The 23,043-nt window shown below is 41.5% G+C and carries 16 protein-coding genes and 1 tRNA gene; 5 read left to right on the top strand and 12 right to left on the bottom strand.

What is annotated here, in order from left to right; all coding sequences use genetic code 11:
* Positions 1-7 precede the first annotated feature (7 nt).
* From nfo to ACQ4LT_RS05190, 4 genes are all read right to left on the bottom strand, one after another.
* Positions 8-850, bottom strand: a complete 843-nt coding sequence (gene nfo, locus ACQ4LT_RS05205) for a deoxyribonuclease IV (protein WP_445664960.1) — start codon at positions 848-850, stop codon at positions 8-10.
* A gap of 285 nt (positions 851-1,135) precedes the next feature.
* Positions 1,136-2,554, bottom strand: a complete 1,419-nt coding sequence (locus tag ACQ4LT_RS05200; RefSeq protein WP_445664959.1) for an ATP-binding protein — start codon at positions 2,552-2,554, stop codon at positions 1,136-1,138.
* A gap of 183 nt (positions 2,555-2,737) precedes the next feature.
* Positions 2,738-6,178, bottom strand: coding sequence for a two-component regulator propeller domain-containing protein (locus tag ACQ4LT_RS05195; RefSeq protein ID WP_445664958.1), 3,441 nt, complete (start codon positions 6,176-6,178; stop codon positions 2,738-2,740).
* Positions 6,179-6,365: 187 nt separating this feature from the next.
* Positions 6,366-8,126 carry a response regulator gene (locus ACQ4LT_RS05190; protein WP_445664957.1) on the bottom strand — a complete coding sequence of 587 codons (1,761 nt, stop codon included), beginning with the start codon at positions 8,124-8,126 and terminating at the stop codon, positions 6,366-6,368.
* Positions 8,127-8,472: 346 nt separating this feature from the next.
* Between ACQ4LT_RS05190 and deoC the strand changes: the two genes are divergently transcribed.
* From deoC to ACQ4LT_RS05170, 4 genes are all read left to right on the top strand, one after another.
* Positions 8,473-9,372 (top strand): deoxyribose-phosphate aldolase, encoded by a 900-nt coding sequence (deoC, locus tag ACQ4LT_RS05185; RefSeq protein ID WP_445664956.1) that lies wholly within the window; start codon positions 8,473-8,475, stop codon positions 9,370-9,372.
* A gap of 78 nt (positions 9,373-9,450) precedes the next feature.
* Positions 9,451-10,971, top strand: a complete 1,521-nt coding sequence (locus tag ACQ4LT_RS05180) for an aldehyde dehydrogenase family protein (protein ID WP_445664955.1) — start codon at positions 9,451-9,453, stop codon at positions 10,969-10,971.
* 56 nt (positions 10,972-11,027) lie between these two features.
* Complete coding sequence (locus ACQ4LT_RS05175; protein ID WP_445664954.1) at positions 11,028-11,897, top strand: aldehyde dehydrogenase family protein; 870 nt, start codon at positions 11,028-11,030, stop codon at positions 11,895-11,897.
* A gap of 4 nt (positions 11,898-11,901) precedes the next feature.
* The gene (locus ACQ4LT_RS05170) at positions 11,902-12,504 is read left to right on the top strand and encodes an SPOR domain-containing protein (protein WP_445664953.1); all 603 of its coding nucleotides are present in this window, start codon (positions 11,902-11,904) and stop codon (positions 12,502-12,504) included.
* On the opposite strand, the gene ACQ4LT_RS05165 is transcribed toward ACQ4LT_RS05170, so the two are convergent.
* From ACQ4LT_RS05165 to ACQ4LT_RS05145, 5 genes are all read right to left on the bottom strand, one after another.
* A complete protein-coding gene (locus ACQ4LT_RS05165; protein WP_445664952.1) occupies positions 12,501-15,419 on the bottom strand; it encodes a tetratricopeptide repeat protein in 2,919 nt (972 codons plus the stop codon). The genes ACQ4LT_RS05170 and ACQ4LT_RS05165 overlap by 4 nt on opposite strands.
* A gap of 104 nt (positions 15,420-15,523) precedes the next feature.
* Positions 15,524-16,618, bottom strand: a complete 1,095-nt coding sequence (gene ychF, locus ACQ4LT_RS05160; protein WP_445664951.1) for a redox-regulated ATPase YchF — start codon at positions 16,616-16,618, stop codon at positions 15,524-15,526.
* 45 nt (positions 16,619-16,663) lie between these two features.
* The gene (locus ACQ4LT_RS05155) at positions 16,664-17,329 is read right to left on the bottom strand and encodes a metallophosphoesterase family protein (RefSeq protein ID WP_445664950.1); all 666 of its coding nucleotides are present in this window, start codon (positions 17,327-17,329) and stop codon (positions 16,664-16,666) included.
* A gap of 12 nt (positions 17,330-17,341) precedes the next feature.
* Positions 17,342-17,806, bottom strand: coding sequence for a transcription antitermination factor NusB (gene nusB / locus ACQ4LT_RS05150; RefSeq protein WP_445664949.1), 465 nt, complete (start codon positions 17,804-17,806; stop codon positions 17,342-17,344).
* 76 nt (positions 17,807-17,882) lie between these two features.
* Positions 17,883-17,957 (bottom strand) — tRNA-Val (locus tag ACQ4LT_RS05145).
* A gap of 218 nt (positions 17,958-18,175) precedes the next feature.
* Between ACQ4LT_RS05145 and ACQ4LT_RS05140 the strand changes: the two genes are divergently transcribed.
* A complete protein-coding gene (locus tag ACQ4LT_RS05140; RefSeq protein WP_445664948.1) occupies positions 18,176-19,078 on the top strand; it encodes a c-type cytochrome in 903 nt (300 codons plus the stop codon).
* 20 nt (positions 19,079-19,098) lie between these two features.
* Here ACQ4LT_RS05140 and ACQ4LT_RS05135 read toward each other — a convergent pair whose 3' ends face one another.
* The 3 genes from ACQ4LT_RS05135 to ACQ4LT_RS05125 are packed head-to-tail and all read right to left on the bottom strand — an operon-like array spanning position 19,099 to position 23,025.
* Positions 19,099-20,142 (bottom strand): UDP-glucose--hexose-1-phosphate uridylyltransferase, encoded by a 1,044-nt coding sequence (locus tag ACQ4LT_RS05135; protein ID WP_445664947.1) that lies wholly within the window; start codon positions 20,140-20,142, stop codon positions 19,099-19,101.
* Positions 20,143-20,174: 32 nt separating this feature from the next.
* Positions 20,175-21,356: a galactokinase gene (gene galK / locus ACQ4LT_RS05130; protein ID WP_445664946.1), complete on the bottom strand. Its 1,182-nt coding sequence runs from the start codon at positions 21,354-21,356 to the stop codon at positions 20,175-20,177.
* 31 nt (positions 21,357-21,387) lie between these two features.
* Positions 21,388-23,025, bottom strand: coding sequence for a sodium/sugar symporter (locus ACQ4LT_RS05125; protein WP_445664945.1), 1,638 nt, complete (start codon positions 23,023-23,025; stop codon positions 21,388-21,390).
* Positions 23,026-23,043 lie beyond the last annotated feature (18 nt).

The following is a 23,043-nucleotide window of genomic DNA, read 5'->3' as shown; positions in this document are numbered from 1 at the left end:
AAGAGAATTAATCAACCAAACTGTACAGCAGTTTAATCTCCTCCGGCCAGCGTTCGGTATTGGGCGTTTCCAGAATCATGGGGATATCATCAAAACGTTCGTCATTCATCAACAGCTCAAAACCTTTGAGCCCAATATTCCCTCCTCCAATATTATCGTGGCGATCTACGCGGCTGCCGAGTTCTTTTTGTGAATCATTGAGATGTATGCCCTTCAGATATTCAAATCCAACTGTTTTATCAAACTTTTCGCACATGGCCTTAAACCCCTTTTCGGTTGATAAATCATATCCGGCCGCAAAAGCATGACAGGTATCGATGCAAACCCCAATTCTGCTTTTGTCTTTAACTCCATCAATAATCCGAGCCAAATACTCAAATTTATATCCCACACTCGTACCCTGGCCAGCCGTATTTTCAATAACAGCCGTTACGCCTTTGGTTTTATCCAAAGCCCAATTCAATGATTCGGCGTTCCGATCCAGGCATTCTTCCACACTTATTTTGTTCAAGTGATTCCCGGGATGAAAATTGAGAAGCTTGATACCTAACTGCTCGCAGCGCTGTATTTCATCGAGAAAGGCTTTGCGCGATTTTTCAAGCTGTTCTTGTTCGGGATGTCCGAGGTTAATGAGATAGCTATCATGCGGCATCACATAATCCATGGAATACCCAAACTCTTCACACTTAGCCTTAAAACCATCAATATTTTCTTCGGTAAGCGGTGGCCCCTCCCACCTGCGCTGATTCTTCGTAAATAAAGAAAAAGCTTTAGCCCCAATATCATGAGCTCGTTTGGGTGCATTCTCGACTCCTCCTGCAGCGCTAACGTGGGCTCCAATAAATTTCATTCCTATAGTTTTTAGTGATCAGTAATCCTGCCAATTAAAACGAGCAAGAAATAATCCAAAAAGATGAGCAATTTCAAGCATACAATCTAACAAATTCCCAACATTTCCGATGAACCCTAATATTTCACAGAGCTTTTTTCTCTATATCAAGCTGTTATCTCTGGACGCTGATAATCAGACCTATGACTATTAGAGCTAAAAATTGATGTTCGAAAGGTCGATAACAGTATTCCACTCTGATCCGTAGCCGCTACCGAGCAATATCAAACTATCTATCATTTATAGTCACTTATGTTCTTCCTCTTTCGGTAAACAAATAGTAAATGTAGCCCCCTTCCCTGTACCTTCACTATCGACAGTAATATCGCCACCCATTTCTGACATATAATTAGCACAGGTATGCAAGCCAAAGCCATTACCTTTTTCCTTGGTTGTAAAACCATGCTTAAAAACTTTCCCTTTTTCTTCTTCGGCAATACCTTCCCCTTTATCCGAAACAGATAGATATACCTCTTCTGAATCCTGCCATGTACTAATGGTAAGTTTTTTCTCCTCCGATGGTAATTCTTCCATCGATTCTTTCGCATTTTTAAATAAATTAATCAGGATATGGATAAGTTTACTTTTTTGAACAACCACACTCTCGGTATTATCAAAATCTTTTTCAATATGGAGACCATGTCGTTCTATACTGCCTGATTGCAACTTTAAGGTATCTTCCACAATTTCCTCAATTTGCACCTTTTCGTTAACAAGCCCGACCTTAGCATAATCCTGCTGCGATTCAATCACTTCTTTTATCAGCTGTACTTTATCCACTAAGCGTGAGGTTTGCTCTTCCAGCTTCTCAAATTCTTTGTCCAAGGGTTCTTCCAGCTTTAAATAATAATTGAGCAGATTCTTTCCCTTAGGGTTATTTATTATAAAATCTTCAAAGTTATCTTTATGCTCTTCAAGAAGTCTATTTGCTTTTTTAAATTTTTCCAATTTGGTATCCTGAACAGTTTCCCTAATAATATCTGCAGATATATTCACGCTGTTTAGAATATTTCCTACATTATGCAATACCCCTGTTGCCAATTCTGCCATCCCTGCTTGGTGAGCCTTCTCTACTAACTCATCTTTAGTATCATGAAGTGTCTGAATAGCATCATTTAATTGTTGGTTTTTTTCTTCTAATTCCATTTTAATTTCTGCCAATCGACGAGCCTGCCTATAAAAAGTTCCGGCAGCACCTACAATATAGATTAACAGAGCAGCCATTGCCATGAATTCTATATAATAGGCAGCTTCTAATTCCAATTGGAAACCCGTCATAAAACCACCAATAATGGCACCAATAATAAACAAAGGTATGGCTTTTAACAGTTTTCGGTAACCGCCGACCATCGTATGATTCAGAACTGTGGAAGTTAGAAAAGCGAATGACAACCACATGAAAAAATGAATATTGGCTGTCCAGATACCAAGAACAAATGCATCAAACATCATTGCCCCTACTTCGATACTTTTTTTATCCGGTGCTAATTTTGATGCCAGCATAACTAAGTGCGGATAAATCAAAAAGTAAGGGATCATAAAAGCGAAGTACCAATATGACCAACCTTTTTCAAAAACGAGCAATGAAATGACCAAGAAAGAAAATAAAAACCCGATTATACGAGGCACATAGTTGGACCGAGCTAAACGATGGGGATCGGCCAATTCAAATTGGCTAAAATTTAACAACATGCTATAACACCTATAAAAGTTTACCTTAAAAGAAGATTCGGTTACCAACCGGTATTATCTGCAATTTTCTTTTACAACAACCCTTTAAAAATGTTGTAGAATCAGCTTTGCTAAAAAGCCTATTAACTTTCAAATACCTAATTTTAAGTTTCCTTTTTAACTGCTATTATTTTTAGAATTACTCGGGAAAATTAATATAAAAGTAGCTCCCTTTCCTTCCCCATTGCTCTCTACTTGTATTTTTCCGCCCATGCTTTGCATATAATTGGCACTACTGTGAAGACCGAAGCCATGTCCATCATTCTTGGTTGTAAAACCCTGTGTAAATATTTTATCAATATTTTTTTCTTTTATCCCATGACCATTATCAGAAATGGACAGATGCACTTTGTCATCTTCCTGCCAAGTTTTAATACGGATAACCTTCTCTTCCGGTTCATTTGCTACCATTGCTTCTTTTGCATTTTTAAAAATATTGACCAGAATATGAATTAATTGTGTCCGATGGGCAGTTATGGAATCAATAGGCTCTAAATCTTTTTTAATTGTTAAACCATGACGTTCAATAGAACCTGACTGTAAAGTCAATGCGTCGTTGACCATTTCATCAAGAGAAGCCTTATCCGCATCAATGCTGGCCCCGGCGTAACTTTGCTGAGCTGCTATTACCTCACTGATCAAATCCACCTTTTCTGAAAGTCGTTGTGACTGCTTCAACATTTTTTGCTGTTCCTTCTTAATAGGCTCTTCCAGCTTTAGATAATACTTAAGCAACTGTTTGCCTTTTGGATTCTCAGCAATAAATTCTTCAATCCGATCGATATTCTCTCTTAACAATTTATTCGCCTGTGAGAGTCCTTCCACTTTGGATTGCCTAACGGTATCCTCAATCACTGTAGCAGATGTATTAACACTGTTCAATATATTTCCCACATTGTGCAATACTCCTGTGGCTATATCGGCCATACCTGCTTTATGAGCCTTTTCAACAAGCTCATCCTTAGTTTCTTCAAGTTCCTTCAATGTGCTTTTCAAGTCTTTATTTTTCTTGTTCAGCTCATCAGTTCGATCGGCAACTTCTTTTTCAAGTCGTTTGCTGTATTCTTTGATCCCGCGTACCCTTATCCGATAACCGGTAACTATAACACCTGTAATAAAAAGCGCCGCAAACAGATAAAACCAAGTAGTACGCCAGAAAGGCGGGGTAATTACCATAGCTAAAGAAGTACCCTCTTCATTCCAGACCCCGTCATTATTTGATGCTTTAACCCTGAAAGTATACTCTCCGGGCGGCAACTCTGTGTATGTAATAAAATTTCGATCGCCTATATAATTCCATTCCTCGTCAAATCCCACCAGTTTATAGGCATATTGATTTTTTTCCGGAATGGTATAGTTCAAGGCAGCAAATTCGAATGAAATAACATTATCAGAATGAGAAAGCGTTAGTGTATCGGTATAGGTGATGGATTTATCCAAAAGTTTCCGACTTTCCCCATCTTCTTCAATGCTTTCCCTGATAGGTACTGATTCATTATATAATTGAAAATCAGTTATTACCACAGGTGGAGGATGGGGGTTGCCCGTGAGATCGGAAGGGGAAAATTTATTGAAACCGTTTGTGCCTCCCATATAAATTTCTCCCGATGAGGAGGTAAAAGCAGCCCCTGCATTAAACTCATTGCCCTGTAATCCGTCTCTTTTATCAAAAATATTAAAGGTCTTCGTTTCCGGATCCCAAACTGCAAGACCCAAAGTCGTACCCATATAGGTATTTCCCTTTTCATCTTCCGTAATACCCCAGACTATATCATCGGGCAGACCATCTTTCCGAGATATATATTTTAGTACTTCATGCGTTTCTATATCCAATACGTTCGCTCCCATTATAGTACCAACCCAAAGCCTTCCATTTGCATCCTCCTGAATATCAATAACAATACCGGCGTCAAGACTGTGAGGATTTTCGGAAGTATGTGGAAATTTTTTGAAGGTTTTTGTTTCGGGTTGATATAAATTCAATCCGTTCCTCGTACCTACCCATATTTGTCCTCTGCTATCGATGTAAACATCAGAAACATATGATGCTCCCAAGCTTTCAGGATCATCAGGATTGTGGTTATAATGGACAAAGTTTTCGGTTTCCGGATTAAGCATATTTAGGCCTCGGCCTCTTGTACCTATCCAGATATTACCTGTGGAGTCAATATCAAGACCCCATAATGTATTATAACTGATCGAATTCGGATCATCAGGATCGTGCATATACCGTTTGACCGTCCCATTTGCAGGATCAAACTTGTTTAGTCCGTCAGCGGTGCTTATCCACAAATTTCCGTGACGATTAATTTCAATATTGTAAATACGGTTACTGCTAAGTGAATTGGAGTTATCGGGATCATGATAAAAATGATCAAATTGTTCAGTATGCGGATCAAATTTATTTAAGCCCTTATCCGTACCTATCCAGATATCATTATTCTCATCCTCCACAAAGTCCCAAATATTGTTATCACTGATACTATTTTTATCATCAGGATATGTAAAATAGTGTTTAATACCTTTTTGATGATAGCTAAACTTGCTAATTCCATTAGACCAGGTACCTATCCATAAGGTATTATGCCTGTCTTCATAAATGGTATTAATGCGATCAGATTTTAAGCTTTGATTGTCTTTGGGATCAGCCTTTAATCGGATAAAATCATTCCGGTCGGGTTGATATAGATTCAAACCATTTTCGGTACCCACCCATAAATGGGACCGACTATCCTGATAAATAACATTTACCTGATCATGACTAAGAGAAGAACGATCATCAGCTTTATTTTGATAGATTACAGCTTTAGTACGGTCTTCATTTATACGAATCAAACCGGCCTCGGTACCTATCCAAAGGTAACCGTGTCCCTCATGAATTGAAGTAATGATTTTATCATCCAAAATTGGCAATTGGCTACTCACCAATTGTTCTTCTTCCGGATCTAAATAATACAGACCAGCTCCAAAAGTTCCGGCCCACAAAATGCCTTCCTTATCTCGGTAAACTTCCCGGAAGTTTGGTTTCCCACCTTTAACTTCCAACCTTTTAAAGGTTCCTTTCTGTTTGCTTGTCAGCTTATTCAGCCCCTGGTCCGTTGCAATCCATACCGTACCGTCCGGATCACAAAGGACCCCATTTGCAGAATTATCACTAATACTTTCCGAGCCATCTTTTTCATAAAAAACTCTGAACTGCTCGGTTCTAATATTGAAAAAAGAAACTCCATTTGCGGTGCTAATCCAAAGATCACCATCCGCATCGATACAAATGTCGGTCACTTGTTTATCACTAAGACTATTGTTGTCAATCAAATCACTTCGGTAAGCAATCATCTTCCGACCGTCATAGCGATTTAATCCCCCAACAGTACCAAACCATAAAAATCCCTTGCCATCCTGAACAATCGAGTTAACAGTTGCTTGGGATAAACCATCTTCGAGTCCCAAATGGGTAAACTGATAGGAACCAATTTGAGAGAAAGCAGGTAGCACTAATACAAAAAAAAGAACGCCCTTTAAGAATAGGGCCAAAATATATTTATTCAATCGCTTCATATTTTCACTATAAATTTAGTAGTAGAATACAGTTTCATTTCTAAAAAATACTACTACTTAATTGGTACTGTAGTTGATTATATATGCAATGAGATCGCCCAAGTCTGTGAAGAGTATCGGTAATAATTATTTTTTTATAGATAGTTCTTCACCTACAAGGGACAAATGAATCAGTATTATTAACTTTTTATTTATTTGATAAACTAAAGTCCATTTCCATTACTTCCTTTATTGTTTTTATCAAATCCTGTTTATCTACCGGCTTTGCTATATAGTCATCCATCCCGGCCTGTAAGCATAGTTTTCGATCTTTTTCCATCGCAGAGGCCGTAAGTGCTATAACTGGCATATGTTTATCCGTCCCTTTTTCTATTTTTCGGATTTCTTCAGTTGCCTCATATCCATCCATTTCCGGCATCTGAATATCCATGAGGATAAGATCGTACTTATTCTTCTTCATGCTTTCTATTGCTTCAGCTCCTGTCTCAACGATATCTACGACAAATCCCTCTTTCTCCAGCATCTTGGTAGTAACCATTTGATTCACCTTATTATCCTCAGCTACAAGAATCCTTAGCGATTTGTCAATGGCTTCCAACTTCTTCTCCTTATTTTGACTATCGGAATCAGTTTTTTTATCAGTTTCAATTTTCTTTAAAGGTACCGTGAAGTAAAAATTTGAGCCTTCACCTTCTTCACTCTCTAAACCAACTTCACCATCCATTAACTCTGCCAGTTGTCGACAAATAGCTAATCCTAATCCAGTCCCCCCAAATTTTCGAGTTGTCGATGAATCCGCTTGAGAAAAAGAGCTGAATATTTCAGATTGTTTTTCTTCAGGAATTCCGATCCCTGTATCACTTACAGTAAATCTTATAATTCTTTCCTTTCCACTTGCCTCTATAAGATCCGCTTCAAATGAAACATATCCCTCATCAGTAAATTTCACGGCATTACTCCCGTAATTGAGGAGCACTTGTCGCAACCGTGTTGGATCTCCTAACAATCTATTGGGAATATCATCATCGATGGAATATTTTATTGACAATCCTTTTTCATCAGAGGAAAAGGTTATCATTTCAACAACTTCTTCGATAAGCTCCTGAATTTTAAAAGGAATGTATTCAATTTCCATCTTTCCGGCTTCCACCTTTGAAAAGTCCAGAATATCGTTAATGACTCTTAATAACGACTCTCCACTTCGTTTTGCCATTCGGGCAAGGTCTTTCTGCTCTTCACTCAAATCCGTTTCCAGCAAAAGATCAGTCATCCCTATTACGCCGTTCATTGGGGTTCGTATTTCATGACTCATATTGGCAAGAAAAACACTTTTAGCCGCTGAAGCTTTCTCAGCCTTTTCTTTCATTTCCTTATGCTCTTCTACCAACTTATTTAGCTCGCTTGTTCGCTCATCAACCTCCTCTTCAAGCTTTTCGGTGTAAGAAATAGCTTCCTGCTGTAGCTTCCATTTTGTAGTAAGTGTTAAAGCTGACTGCTTTAATGCCGTGGCATCGAAGGGCTTTTTCATAAACAACAGCTTATCCGTATTACCCAAATTAGAAACGATTTTGTCCCATGAGTAATCGGAATAAGCGGTACATATAACAATCTCCGTATAAGGATAATCCTCCCAAATCTGTTTTATCGTTTCAATGCCGTCCATACCCGGCGGCATCCTAACATCCATAAATATAAGTGCGTAGGGATTCCCCGTTTCATGAGCTTTCGACACCATTTCAACCGCTTCTTTCCCCTGATATGCATGGTCAATTTCATAATTGACCAAATTAGCTGCTTTTTCCTGCTCATTTGGAGAACTACCAAAAAGCTCGTCTTCTATCCCTTTTAGTTCTTCATCTTCTTTACTAACAGAGTTGGATAAAATTGATTCTATATCCTCATGGATGGATTCATTATCATCCACAAGTAAAATGTGATTGTACCCCATAAAACCTCATCCTCCTATTACTGTCATTTTAACCCGAATTTAGCCACTCCTCTTTAGGTTATTCGGTTACCTATATAATATATACTTATAAATATTCATTAAAAATTTTTAATAAATATGTTTAGACCACTATTGATCTTAGAAGGTTGTCTTATTCTTAAATTTTCTCTCCTTGGGTATAAGGGAAAATCCTACAACCTGTACGCCGTCAGAAATTAATTACCTCGATTAATTAGTCGTTATATTTTGGGGGAATTACAATCTATTCTTACCTTCAAAAGGATACAAAAGTACTTTTCTACACTACGCTCAAAGCTCTACAGCATTAACAAAGAACAATTTTATTTTGAAGATTTCTGAAATCACAAAAACGGTACCCATCGACGAAGTTGGTGTTGAAGAACGGGTAGCACGACTCAACTCAAGAAGTATCAAAAAGGAATCAAAGGTACAGGCTCTTAAGCTGGCTCTAAGCATGATCGACCTTACTACGCTCGAGGGTATGGATACACCCGGAAAGGTTATCCAGCTCTGTCAAAAAGCCAAAGAACCTCATGTGGCCCTTCCGGACCTGCCTTCTGTGGCTGCCGTTTGCGTCTATCCCAATATGGTACCTGTAGCAAAAAAAGCGCTGCGCGGCACTGATATCAACGTTGCCAGTGTAGCCACGGCATTCCCCAGCGGGATGAGTACCCTTGACGCCAAACTCGAAGAAACGCAACAAGTGGTCGAAGACGGCGCTGATGAAGTGGATATGGTGATCTCGCGGGGTGAATTTCTGAAAGGCAATTACAGCTATGTATATGATGAGATTGTCGCTGTCAAAGAAGCCTGCGGTGAGGCTCATCTCAAAGTGATATTAGAGACCGGAGAACTGCAAACATATGAAAACGTCCGTAAGGCAAGTGATTTAGCTATGCACGCGGGAGCTGATTTTATTAAAACATCCACCGGAAAGGTAAAGCCTGCCGCTACACAACCGGTGACATTAGTGATGCTCGAAGCGATTCGCGATTACTTTTATGAAACCGGACGCATGGTGGGTATGAAGCCGGCGGGCGGTATCCGCAAAGCAAAACAAGCTATTCAGTATTTAGTGCTTGTCAAAGAAACGCTGGGCACCGACTGGTTGACTCCCGAATATTTTCGTTTTGGCGCCAGCTCGCTAACCAATGATCTGTTAATGCAGATTGTAAAACAGCAAACCGGTGTGTACCAAGGTGTCGAATATTTTTCAAATGATTAAATAAGATTGTCATCTCGATACTTAAATATGTTCTTGATATTCGAAATGACGAATTAACTTTCTATAGATTTTAATGTTATGTCTGAAGATTCCAAAAAAGCTGAAGCCGTTGAAGAAAAACCGTATAAACCTTCATCTCCAAGTTCAAAGCTGGAATTTGATGGTTTTTGGGAATACGATGATGCACCTCAAAGTACCGATCATGTAGAGTATAAGGATCAATACGATTTATTTATCGGCGGGGAGTTCGTTGCCCCCGAAAAGGGTCGCTATTTTGATTCCCTTAATCCTGCTACGGAAGAAAAGTTGGCTTCTTTTGCGGAAGCAACACAACAAGATATTGATAAAGCGGTTAAAGCAGCACGCAAAGCTTTTGATAAAAGCTGGTCAACGCTTGAAGCAAAAGAACGCGGCAAATATATTTTTCGATTAGCACGACTTATTCAGGAGCGAGCTCGTGAGTTCGCTATACTTGAAAGTATGGACGGCGGCAAGCCGATCCGGGAATCGCGCGATGTTGACGTGCCTCTGGCCGCTGCACATTTCTTTTATTATGCAGGATGGGCTGACAAACTCGATTACGCTTTTCCCGGTAAAACAGCCGAACCGCTCGGTGTGGCGGGACAGATTATCCCTTGGAACTTTCCTTTGCTGATGATGGCCTGGAAAATTGCTCCCGCCCTGGCAACAGGAAATACGGTTGTTCTTAAGCCGGCCGAAACAACTTCGCTTACAGCCTTGAAATTTGCAGAACTTTGTCAGGATGCCGGACTACCTGATGGAGTAGTTAATATCGTTACCGGTGCAGGACAAACGGGTTCTGCAATTGTCAATCACGACGATATCGACAAAATTGCGTTTACCGGGTCTACCGAAGTTGGAAAGATCATTAAAAAGTCGCTGGCAGGAACCGACAAACGCTATACGCTTGAGCTTGGCGGTAAGGGACCGAACATCATTTTTGAAGATGCTCCTCTGGATCAAGCCGTCGAAGGCGTGATAAATGCCATTTTCTTTAATCAGGGTCATGTGTGCTGTGCTGGTTCCCGCCTTTTTGTACAAGAAGGTGTTGCTGATACGGTAATTCAAAAACTGCGCGACCGTATGGAAACGCTAATCGTTGGTGATCCGCTGGATAAAAATACGGACATTGGAGCGATTAACTCCGAGCAACAATACAATAAAATTAATGAATACCTGGAAATTGGCGTTAACGAGGGTGCTGATATGTATCAAAGCTCCTGCCAAATCCCCGAAACGGGTTATTTCTGCCGCCCTACCCTGTTTACCAATGTGGGACAATCCAATCGCATTGTGCAGGAAGAGATTTTTGCTCCGGTATTAACCATCCAAACATTCCGCACGGCTGAAGAAGGAATCGAAAAGGCTAACAACACGCCTTATGGCCTGGCCGGTGGCGTTTGGACGGATAAAGGATCTAAAATATTTGAAACCGGGAGTAAAATTCGTAACGGAGTGGTTTGGTCGAATACCTATAATAAGTTCGATCCAACTTCACCGTTCGGAGGCTACAAAGAAAGTGGCGAAGGTCGTGAAGGTGGGCTGCACGGATTGTACCCATACGTAAAATTACAGTAGCCAAAATAGATCTTTCGATTACGCTCGAAATGACAATGATTTTAAAATAGAATACTATGTCAGACAGAATTGAAGTTTTGAAAACCTATAAAACATATGTCGGTGGCAATTTTCCACGGACAGAATCCGGACGTTATTACAAGGTATACGACGGCGATGACAATATTTTAGCCAATGCCTGTCAATGTTCTCGCAAAGATCTAAGAGATGCCGTTGTTGCAGCACGAAATGCCCAGAAAGGCTGGAATAGCCGTAGTGCATATAACCGCGGGCAGATTTTATATCGCATCGCTGAAATGCTTGAAACCCGCAAAGCTCAATTCATAGAAGAACTCGAAACGATCGGTTACAAAACAAAAAAAGCAAAGGCTGAAGTTGAAGCCTCTATCGATCGTCTTATCTACTATGCCGGCTGGTCGGATAAATACCAGCAGGTTTTTGGTACGATAAACCCTGTTGCCAGCTCTCATTTCAACTTTTCTATGCCCGAACCGATGGGAGTAGTTAATGCCTGGGCGCCCGAAGAACGACCCTTGCTGGGACTCGTTTCGGTGATGGCTCCGGTTATTGTTGGCGGTAATACCTGTATTATTCTGGCATCTGAAAAGTATCCGTTGAGCGCTATCAGTTTTGCGGAAGTTCTTAATTCTTCGGATGTCCCCGGCGGGGTCGTCAATATTTTGACCGGGTTCAGAGATGAACTTTTAGAGCACATGACCACGCATAAAGATGTGAATGCATTCTTTTATACCAATCCGGATATTGATCAGGAGCAACGGAAACAAATTGATGAGAATGCCACTTTAAACCTTAAACGGGTACGACGTAAACCTGTTGAGGATTGGCTGTCAGAAGAAGGTCAATCCCCCTATTACATCACTGATTTCCAAGAAACGAAAACAACCTGGCATCCGGTTGGACTTTAATCCTATGAATAATTCTTTTCGTTACATTTCTTTTACAGTTGTTGGTCTATTGGTGATAGGAATTATCGGTTGTAAAACAACGGAACAAACCACTCCCGATAAGGAAGATCCTACCTCTACTGACCGTGACGAGCCATTATCTGAATTTATAGCAGTGCTTGATGAAACCCGAAGTAGCTTAAGCGATGTATATCTTACCCAAAAACAGGATATTCCCGATATTTATCTAAAAGCTGATTCCATCGAAGAGCAGATCAATCGAAATCCATATGCTGGATACCGAGTACAGATTCTCAATACTCGCAACGTTGAACAGGCAGACTCTGTTGCCAATTCCTTCCGAATGTGGTCCGACTCCACCATTGCCGGTTATAAAGCAGATGCATATGTATCGTTCCGACAACCACAATTCAAAGTACATGTAGGAGATTTTCAAATCAGAGAACAAGCCAATAAGTTTTCCCGGCTGATTAAAAACCGTTATCCCGATGCTTGGGTTGTTCACGATAGAATAGAACCTTCGGATGTGCCTGCCGATACCGCTACTTTTGAAATCAAGAAACCTGAACCATTGTCGGCAGATACTCTTAATACTGAAAACAACTAAGTACTTCGGATTGCTTCTGTAAAATCAGGGCCTAATGGAACGGTAAGCTGCTCAGCATCATCAACTAATTCTGATTTCTCTGCCTCTCTATCCTGCCTATTTAACATAGATATCAATCTAACTCTTGCTTGCAGGTGATATGGATTTTTTGTCAATGTTTTTCTCAATTCCTCTTCGGCATTTTGCTTGTTGCCATTTTGGACTGCCATTATCCCTTTGGTAAAGTGAAGCGAAGCTTGTTCTACAGGCAAAGTTACCTCGATAGAATTTATAATTTCCTCGGCAGCTTCTATCCTATCCAATTCTATTAAAAGTCTTGCTTGCAGCAATTTATCTCCAACGTAAAGCCTATTCGTTTCAATGTTGTCCAATAACTCTCTCGCCTGCTCTTTTTCACCCTTTTGTAGGTAAACTTGTCCTCTTCTTAACGCATAATCAGCCCGATCGTTATCGGCAGATTCCAGAATGCGTTGCCCCTCTATTAACACTGATTCCGCTTTATCCAGCTCTTTGGAAGCAATTAATGCGTCACTATACATCAAGCGATACTCAAAATTTTGGGGGTTTTGAGCCACCATTGACTCAAAAAAATCAACAGCCTCAGCAGAATATCCAATACTGCTTCGCATTGCATAATAATCAGCTTCGGCTTCTTCTACCCGATCTCGTAAATAGGTAGAAATCATGGGACCATTCTCTGCGTATTCATTTGCAGCCTCCAGTGACTTACCAATCAGTCCATACTGACGATAACGATCCCGCTGGATACGATTTAGTTGGGCTCGTTCTGCTAAATCATTTTCCAACTTTTCGGCCCTATTAAATAATGAAACCTGCTGATCAACTGACTCATCAAAGGCTAATTCTTCATTTAAACTTTTATAATGCAAAATATCAGCCTGCGTCACATATATCGGTGCATAATTCGAATCCAGTTCCATGGCTTTAGCCACTCGTTGATCAGCTCGTTCAAAATCCCCTTCGCGGGCCTCAACCTCAGCGTATTCCAAAATAGCCGGGATATAATCCGAACTATAAGAAAGGGCCGTGTCAAGATGAGCCTTTACCATGGCAACATCTGACGTCCGGGTTGACAGTGCCAAGTGAGTTTGCGCCCAGTTATCATCGAAGACCTCCTCGTTACCCGCCAAATACTCTTGCTGCTTGGTCACCAGCGAATCTAAAAATGCATACAAGTTGGGATCTTTTTCTCGGATATATTTACGGGTATTCATTGACTTATGATTCAGCGGATGTACCTTCTTCTCTGACAAAAATCCCGCATATCCCTGCGCAAAATATTCGCTCTCATTATTTGCCGCATAATAATCAAGTGTATGATCATTTTTCATTGCATCATGATATAAAGCACGTATGCGTCGATCTTCGTGATCTGTAAGAATGCGTCCGTGATACAAATGTGCATACTCATGCGCCAGCACATTTCGTTCCAGATGAGCCCCTCGTTCAAGATACTCAATACCGGTAGCCCCGCTCCCAACACCACGAATATCCATCCACTGACGATTATCAAAAGTTGTTCCATAGCGAAAGTAGTTATTATCCATTGCTTCGGCCAAATCGATATGTAATGGGGGAATGGCAAAATCAGATCCAAACTTGTCGATCATTGAAAGGTATGCTTTACTGGGGCCTATTTGCCGGGCAATCATTTTTATCACTCGGTCACCGGGATAATATTGTGCATCCGGAAAGACCTCATAAAAAACAGATCCTTTAGCAGGTATGGGGGTTTGAGCTATGGAATCCTCCAATGCTTCATACTCGTCCAGCTGCTGGAATTGACGCTGTTTGATTACAGCCGCCAGACCGTTGTGAGCAGGACCGTAATTTTGTTTTTCTTCTAAAACTCTTTCAAAAATTACTTGGGCGGAATCCAGACGTGTATCACGATCCATTTCATAAGCCATATAATAAATAGATCCGCGGGTCATCGCCGGCAGTACCGATTCAGGATATTCTTTTCCCACTGAACGGGTTACTTCAATAGCTTCTTTTATCTGGCCTTGCTCGATGAACTCCTCACCTCTATCTAATAAATTCTGGACGGTACTGTCGGTAGGATGGGCATAATCCGCATATGTCAGGTTGGTATGTCCATTGCCAAAGTGCCAGTTCGTGAGATAATGGAGCGGATTCACCTCTAAAGCCAAATTCCATTGTGCAGCCATATCATCGAGCTGCGTAGCATCCACCCTGCGCCATATTGCATATCCATAGCTGAAGCGGGCATCGGCATCAAAAGGGGCTATAGACAACGCTTTCTGCAGCGGATCTTCCGCCTTTTCGGGATTTTGCAACCAGAAATGCGCCTCCGACTCAAGCCAGTATCCCCCTGCAAAATTGGGATCCCACTGTTGCATTTTTCGCGCCCACTCTAACCCTTGATCATAATTGCGATTTAGCAACGCTATCTTTCCACGAATTAATCCGGCTTTGGGATCGTCAGCATCCGAATTCAACAAGTTTGCAGCTTTTTGTTTTGCCTGATCCAACCGCCAGCCCTGAATATCAAGTTCTGCCTGCAACAATATTGCCTCCCGGTTATCCGGTTGATCTTGAAGAACGGGTGATACAATCTGCTCGGCTTCAACATATTGGTGCTTTTTGATCAGCAGACGTGCTTCCGCAAGTTGCAACGGAATTTCCGGTTGCTCTATTTTCGATAAATATGAGTCGGCTTCATCCCAAAGACCAAGTGTAATTAGTTTTTGGATGTTGTCGGCAGTAATCTCCTGTTCTACTTGATCCAACGCTTGATTTCGCTGCTGGGCCAACAGCTCACGCGCATCATCTATATTATTGACATAAGGCTTAGGCTTGTCAGCACATCCAACGACAAAGATGATTATTGTCACATAGAGTAGCAGCTTCTGAAAAAATCGCAAAACCATTTTTATGTCTTTCGTTCAAATGTTGATAGAACAGTATTAAACCAAAGACACTATCAGAAAGCAAATGCTGCCCTGTAAAAGAGCGTAAATGATTGCGACATTATTTACACATTAAAGCGAAATAGCATTACATCTCCATCCTGAACGATATAATCTTTTCCCTCCTGACGCATTTCCCCGGCATTTTTAACGGCCTTTTCCGATCCCAGCTCCTTGTACTTTTCGTAGCTTACAGTTTCGGCACGAATAAATCCACGCTCAAAATCACTATGGATAACCCCTGCAGCTTCAGGCGCTTTGGCTCCTTTCCGTACGGTCCAGGCTCGCGTTTCTTTTGGACCGGTAGTAAAATAGGTAATCAGTCCGAGCTCTTTATAAGCTGCACGAATCAAGCGCTCCAATCCTGCGCTTTCTACACCGAGTTCTTCCAAAAACATTTGGCGCTCCTCTTCATCGAGTTCAGCAATTTCTTCCTCAATTTTAGCACAGAAGGTCACGACTTCATCATCAAAACGAGAAGCAATTTCTTTAACCTCATCCACCCATTCGTTACCATCATCAAGGTCCTCTTCAGAGACGTTACAAGCGTAAAGTACCGGTTTGTCAGAAAGCAGAAACAACTCTTGGTAAGCCTTACGCTCTTCTTCATCGGCATCAAATGCACGAGCGGCATTCCCCAGTTCAAGATGCTCCTTCAGCCGTTCCACAACTCCCAGCTTTTGCAGGGTTTCTTTTTCTCCGCTCTTGGCTTCTTTTTTTAGCTTTTCATAACGCTTCTCTACGGTTTCCAAATCTTTCAAGATGAGCTCATCCTCGATAATATGAATATCGCGCTTAGGATTTACATCCCCTTCGACATGTACCACGTTTTCATCATCAAAACAACGGACAACATGCACAATGAGATCAACTTCTCTTATATGAGATAGAAAAGCATTTCCCTTGCCCTTGCCTTCTGATGCCCCCTTCACCAATCCGGCAATATCAACAAATTCTACGCTGGTGGGTATCTTTTCTTCGGATCCCACGATATCATACAGCGTATCAAGTCGTTCATCAGGTACGGGCACCACACCAATATTGGGATCAATCGTACAAAAAGGAAAATTTGCCGCATCGGCACCGGCATCACTTAACGCATTAAACAAAGTGGACTTGCCTACATTAGGAAGTCCTACAATTCCACATCGTAAACTCATGTATTACAGTAAATTAAAAGTATTAATAAATTAGTTCGTAGCTGCTTAATCAATAGCAGTCTGTTGTATAAATTCTTCTTCGGGTAACTTCACAGCCGTTAATTTGCCGTATCCCATCCTATCAAAAACACAGCCGGTATCTATCCCGATCATATTCTCTTTTTGGATAGGTTTAGGACGCGGCGTGTGTCCAAAAACCACCGTTTTCTCCCATGGGGTTTCAAAAGCATTCAGATGAGATCGTTCCCACAAAAACTCTCGCACTACATTTTCATCTTCTATACTATCGGCAATCGTCTTTGCGGGCGAAAGTCCGGCATGAACAAAAAAGTAGTTTTCTGTCTCGTAATACAGACGTGTATTCTCATAAAATTCTCTATGACTGTCAGGCAGTTTCATATCGTCCCCCTCCGGCTCATAAGATTCAATGGTTGCCCTGCCTCCATTCATAAACCACATATCTTTTTTATTTTGTTGAAAAGCATCCAACAGCATCTGCTCATGATTGCCCCGCAAAAAAACACAGTCGACCCTTTTCTTAAAATCCAAGAGATAATCTACGACTTGTTTTGACCCGGGCCCGCGATCAATATAATCTCCAACAAAAACGAACTGACGATCGTAGTAAGGCTCCAGCTTTTCCAGAAGTGCTTTCATAGAATGGAAACAACCGTGAATATCACCAATCGCTATATATTTCTGCTTGCTCAATATAATATATCCTTATGATTTAAAGGAGGATTCAATAAGGCCACGTCCCTTTTTATTAATACGGCCATCCTTATTGAGCTGTTCAAGCGCAGAATCTAAAATACCATTGATAAAGTTACCTGACTTCTTGGTCGAATATTTCTTGGCTATCTCAATAGCCTCGTTGATCGATACCTTGGTGGGAATTTGCTCGTAATGCAAAAATTCAGCAATTGCTATACGCAACAGCAATCGATCGATTGCATTGAGCCGACCCAATCGCCAGTTATTTAGGTGCTCCTGTATAATTTCGTCTATCTCATCTTGATTATTTACAATTTTAAGAAACAGTCGCTCGGCAAATTTAAAAATATCAGTATCATTCGATAGCCTCGGCTTTATTATCGACTTAATAATATCCTCCCATTTTCCTTTGCCAATCTCATTGGCATAAAGGGCCTGTAAAACTGCTTCTCGTGCTTCTCTGCGTTGAGCCATTTCCTTCTATTACCGTTTATCCGTCAAAATGAAAAAGCCTGTCATACCCTATTGGGCAACAGGCTTTAGCTGTATGTGGGTGCTACTGGATTCGAACCAGTGACCTCTACCGTGTCGGGGTAGCGCTCTAAACCAACTGAGCTAAGCACCCAAAAATTAATGGGCATTACATTAATTCAAGAGCGCTAAATATACACATCTTTTACCTTTGATGACAACTTCGTTTATTCAATAATTTTATCCTCAATATTTGGCACTCTCCTATTTTCTTTGAATTTAATAAGGTCAATGAAATATGATTTTTTTAGCTACCCGATGATCATATAACATCTAATCCATTAAAACTTCGTTTCTTTTAACAAAGTTGCTATGAAAAATATTCTCCTACTTTCCTTATTAGCATCATTCACTTTTGTTAGTTGCCATATGGGCGATTCATCCCACATGAGTCAATCGCACCAACGACAGATACAATCTACGTTTGACTCACTGCAGAAATCCTATAAAATGGTGCTTGAAACATATGAACAGGATTCTACTTCCATGCCAAATGAGATGAAAACTCTATATTCACAAATGCAGCAAATGCACGATCAGATGGATAAAAACCATCGTCACATGATGACCAATCACAAGCAGCAGTCCATGCATCAAGGTGATGAAAGAGGAATGATGCGAAGTAACATGCGCATACAGGCACAAAATAAAATGACCGGTGAATGGTACAATCAGATGCGGGACATGCATCAACAGATGGGTCGCATGCATCAAGATATGGGACACAACAACTTGGCCGAAAAGCACAAACAGTTGGCAGAACGTTTTAAAGAAATATCCGGGATGGTTCCTGAATCAGATGACGAAAATAACCAGCCAAAAAACGAAGAAGGCGATCCCAGCTTATTAAATGGAGCCAATTTATATGCCACAAACTGTGCCTCTTGTCATGGCCAAAACGCACAAGGTGTTGGCAATGTTTTCCCACCCCTTGTTAATTCAAAATGGGTAACCGGTGATAAATCTATTCCTGTACGAATTATCAGAGACGGGTTGCAGGGTTCCATAGAAGTTAATGGCAAAACATACGAGGGAAATATGCCCGCTTTTAAAGCGCGATTGAGTGTAGCTGAAATAGCAGCTATTGTAAATTACCTCAGAGAAAAAAGTGAAGGCGATCATGCTGATATTACACAGGACGATGTCATTGAAATCGCTAATACCTATAGTAATAGAAGTATGCCCTGGCAACCGGAGGAGCTGCTAAGTAAATAATAAAATTATTGACCAGTTATTTACCGCTTTTTGTAGTGTACATCAGATAGCTCCTTAATCAGACCTGCGCTGGCTTCGGGCGTGATATCACGCTGAGGCGTTCCAAGCATCTCATACCCCACCCGAAACTTTTTAACCGTAGCAGAACGCAGTAGCGGCGGATAGAAATGCATATGGAAATGCCATTCCGGGTGTTCTTCTCCATCCGTTGGCGCGGGATGGAACCCGGCCGAATATGGAAAGGAGACTTCAAAAATATTATCGTATTTTACAGTAATCTGTTTCACGATATCAGCCAAACCGTCTTTCTCGGCTTCGGTCATATCAGTAAAACGGCCAAGCGGCGTACGGCTTATCAATAACGTCTCAAACGGCCAAAAAGCCCAATATGGGACCACAACAACAAAATGCTCGTTAGAAATGACCACCCGCTCATCGCGCTCCAATTCCAGTTCTAAGTAATCCGAAAGCAACGTATTCCCATGTTTGTTGTAGTATTCTGCTTGTTGACTTAGTTCTTTAGCCGGTTCATCGGGAATAGTATCTTGTGCCCAGATTTGTCCGTGCGGATGCGGATTACTGCATCCCATAATTTCACCCTTATTCTCAAAAATCTGCACATAATTAATGTAGTCGCGACTGCCCAACTCCGTATATTCGTCAACCCAAAGATCAACCACATCTCTAATTTGAGATAACCCCATCTCGGGCAGCGTCAAATCGTGACGTGGCGAAAAGCAAATAACACGACAAATACCCTTCTCCCCCTTTGCAACCAACAGGTCGTCAGTATTGGTCACTTCAGATGGTACATCAGGCTTCAAAGCACTAAAATCATTCGTAAATACAAACGTCGATTCATACTCAGGATTACTGGCATCACCCGCACGATCGTTTCCGGGACACAAATAACATTCGGGATCATATTTAGGTTTCTCATCACCCGGAGTCTCCTCCTCTTGTCCCTGCCACGGACGTTTGGCTCGGTGCGGCGATACTTGCACCCATTCTCCGGTTAATGGATTCCAACGACGATGCGAATGGTTATCAAGATCAATTGACATAGACTTATTTTAGATATTAACGCTATTAAAAATTAAGACGAAGCTACCTCCTGCCCGGATATTAAATGCGTGCCGGAAGATACGTTCGTTCGATACACTTTTATCTCTTTATCCATCTGCTGCTGATATTTTTCTTTGATCTGATTCGTAAAAGAATCAACATAATCCTCCTGAACTAAATTAATGGTGCAGCCGCCAAATCCACCACCCATCATGCGGGCGCCAAATATGCCCTTCAGATTACGGGCAATATTAACCAATACATCAAGCTCTTCGCAGCTGACTTCATATTCATGACGAAGTCCGGCATGTGACTGATACATACGCTGACCAAATGAATCCATTGCACCCTGGTGTAAATCACTACAAGCCTGAATCACTCGTTTATTCTCTTCAACCACATATTTACACCGCTTAAAAATAGTCGGATCCATATCATTCTCATGCTGAAACAGCATTGATAGTTCCACATCACGAAGGCTTTCAATTTTGGAATTCCACTGCTGCAAAATTTCTACGCCCTGCTCACACTGCTCGCGACGCACATTGTATTCTGATGAAGCCAACTCACGACGCACCTGCGTATCACACAGCACAATTTGTATGTCATTGCGATTAAAAGGAAAATACTCATAGTCGAGACTACGGCAATCAAGTTTCAGAGCATATCCTTCCTTGCCATTTAAACTCGCAAACTGATCCATGATGCCGCACTGTACACCCACAAACTCGTTTTCTGCTTTCTGGGCAATATGCGCCATTTTTACTGGGGGGATATCCCAGTCGTTAAGCTCGGCCAGTCCAAAAAGAACCCCGCCTTCCAGCGCTGCCGACGACGACATGCCTGCCCCAATGGGCACATTACCGCCAAATACACAATCAAATCCGCCAACCTCATATCCGTGCTTTTGGAGCTGATCAACTATGCCCAACAGATAGTTCGGCCACCTCTGATCACTTTTCTGGATATTTTTGGAAATTTCAGCCTCAAAAGATTCCTCTTTATCCATCGCATAAAAATGACAACTGTCAGAATTGTTGGCATTCATCGCCAACACAATACTTTTATCGACCGCGGCAGGCAAGACGAATCCATCGTTATAATCGGTATGTTCGCCAATCAGGTTTACTCGTCCCGGTGATCTTATCAGCTTATAACCGTCGCCAAAGCGATGTTGAAACTCCTCTTCGACCTGTTGAATTAATTGCTCCATCAATCAAAAATTAAGAATTTTAATATTTATTCTACCAGAAAACAGCGTATAGCACGGCAACAATCACCAGTATTATATAAGCCCCAATATTAAACGCCGGACTGGTTTTAAACATTTCGGCCGTCGTGTGAATCGCTTTGGGGTCTTCATCGTGCGGATTCGTCGTCAAGCTTACGCCCATGATAATAACAATAGTAAGAATGAGGGTATACAGCATCTGATCTAAAAAGGGAAGCTGAACAGCAGGCGTTTTCAAAAATACGGCAATCACAATGGAAGAAAGCACGCCGTATATCGCGCCTTTGGACGTCGTTTTCTTCCAGAATAGTCCCATTAAAAAAACGGCCAGTATTCCCGGACTCACCATCCCGGTATATTCCTGGATGTACTGAAAAACCTGGGGCACATTATCCAGCTGTGGCGCTACAATAATAGCAGTTATAAGCGCTACCGAAGCCGAGATTCGTCCCATATTCACGGTTTGTTTATCCGTTGCATCCTTATTGAAATACGGGATGTAGATATCCATCGTAAATATCGTGGCCACCGAGTTTAGCATCGACGCCATGGACGAAACAATAGCTGCGGCAAGGGCTGCTACTACCAATCCAAGAAATCCAGGCGATAGAAATACCTTCATCAGCCAAGGATAAGCATTATCATACTGAATACTCCCATCCGCCTTCGTAAAGACATCCACGACCCCGGAAATGTGCGTCGTCCCTTCAGGCTGAGTAAACAAAACGTACACAATGATTCCCGGAATAACCACGATCAGGGGAATAATCAGTTTCAAAAAGCCAGCAAAAATAATTCCCTTTTGTGATTCCTTCAATGACTTGGCAGCCAACGTCCGCTGAATGATATACTGGTTGAATCCCCAGTAATATAAGTTAGCTACCCACATTCCTCCGATTAATACAGCAATACCCGGCAGGTTACTAAATTCAGGATTCGATTGATCCAGGATCATATCAAACTTGTTTCCTGCTACTTCATAAAGATGTGTTATCCCGTTAAAAAGACCTCCTTCCGGAGTCAGGTTATAAAGCCCTGCAAAGGTAACGACAAAGCCCCCCAAAACCAGCAACCCAACCTGAATGACATCGGTCCATGCAACAGCCGAAAGCCCGCCATACAGCGAATAAGCCGCAGCAATGGCGGAGAGCCCAATAAGAGCATACATCATTAAGCTACCGTCGCCCGTACCCATAATGGTATCAAGGGCCAAGGCACCCAGATAAAGCACCGTAGTGAGATTCACAAAGACAAACAAGGCAATCCAAAAAACCGCTAAAATCGTCTTCAGCGTGGTGTTAAACCGTTGTTCAACGAATTCCGGAATCGTAAAAATTTCCTTTTCGATAAAAATCGGCAATAGATATTTGCCAACGATAATAAGTGTAACCGCGGCCATCCATTCGTAAGAGGCAATTGCCAGGCCCACCGCAAAGCCCGAACCGGACATACCGATAATTTGCTCGGCCGAAATATTGGCGGCAATAAGTGATGTCCCGATGGCCCACCACGGCAGCGACTTGCCCGCCAAAAAGTAATCCTCAGCTGTTTTTTGATGTCCTTTTTCATCCTTCGACACCCACAAACCAAGTGCAACAATCATTAAGGCGTAGGCGCAGAAAACAATTGTATCAACTATCGTGAATTCCATAAAAGCTATTTTATGAGG

The sequence above is a fragment of the Fodinibius sp. AD559 genome, from assembly GCF_052712805.1.
This window is presented reverse-complemented; position numbering and strand designations above follow the sequence as displayed.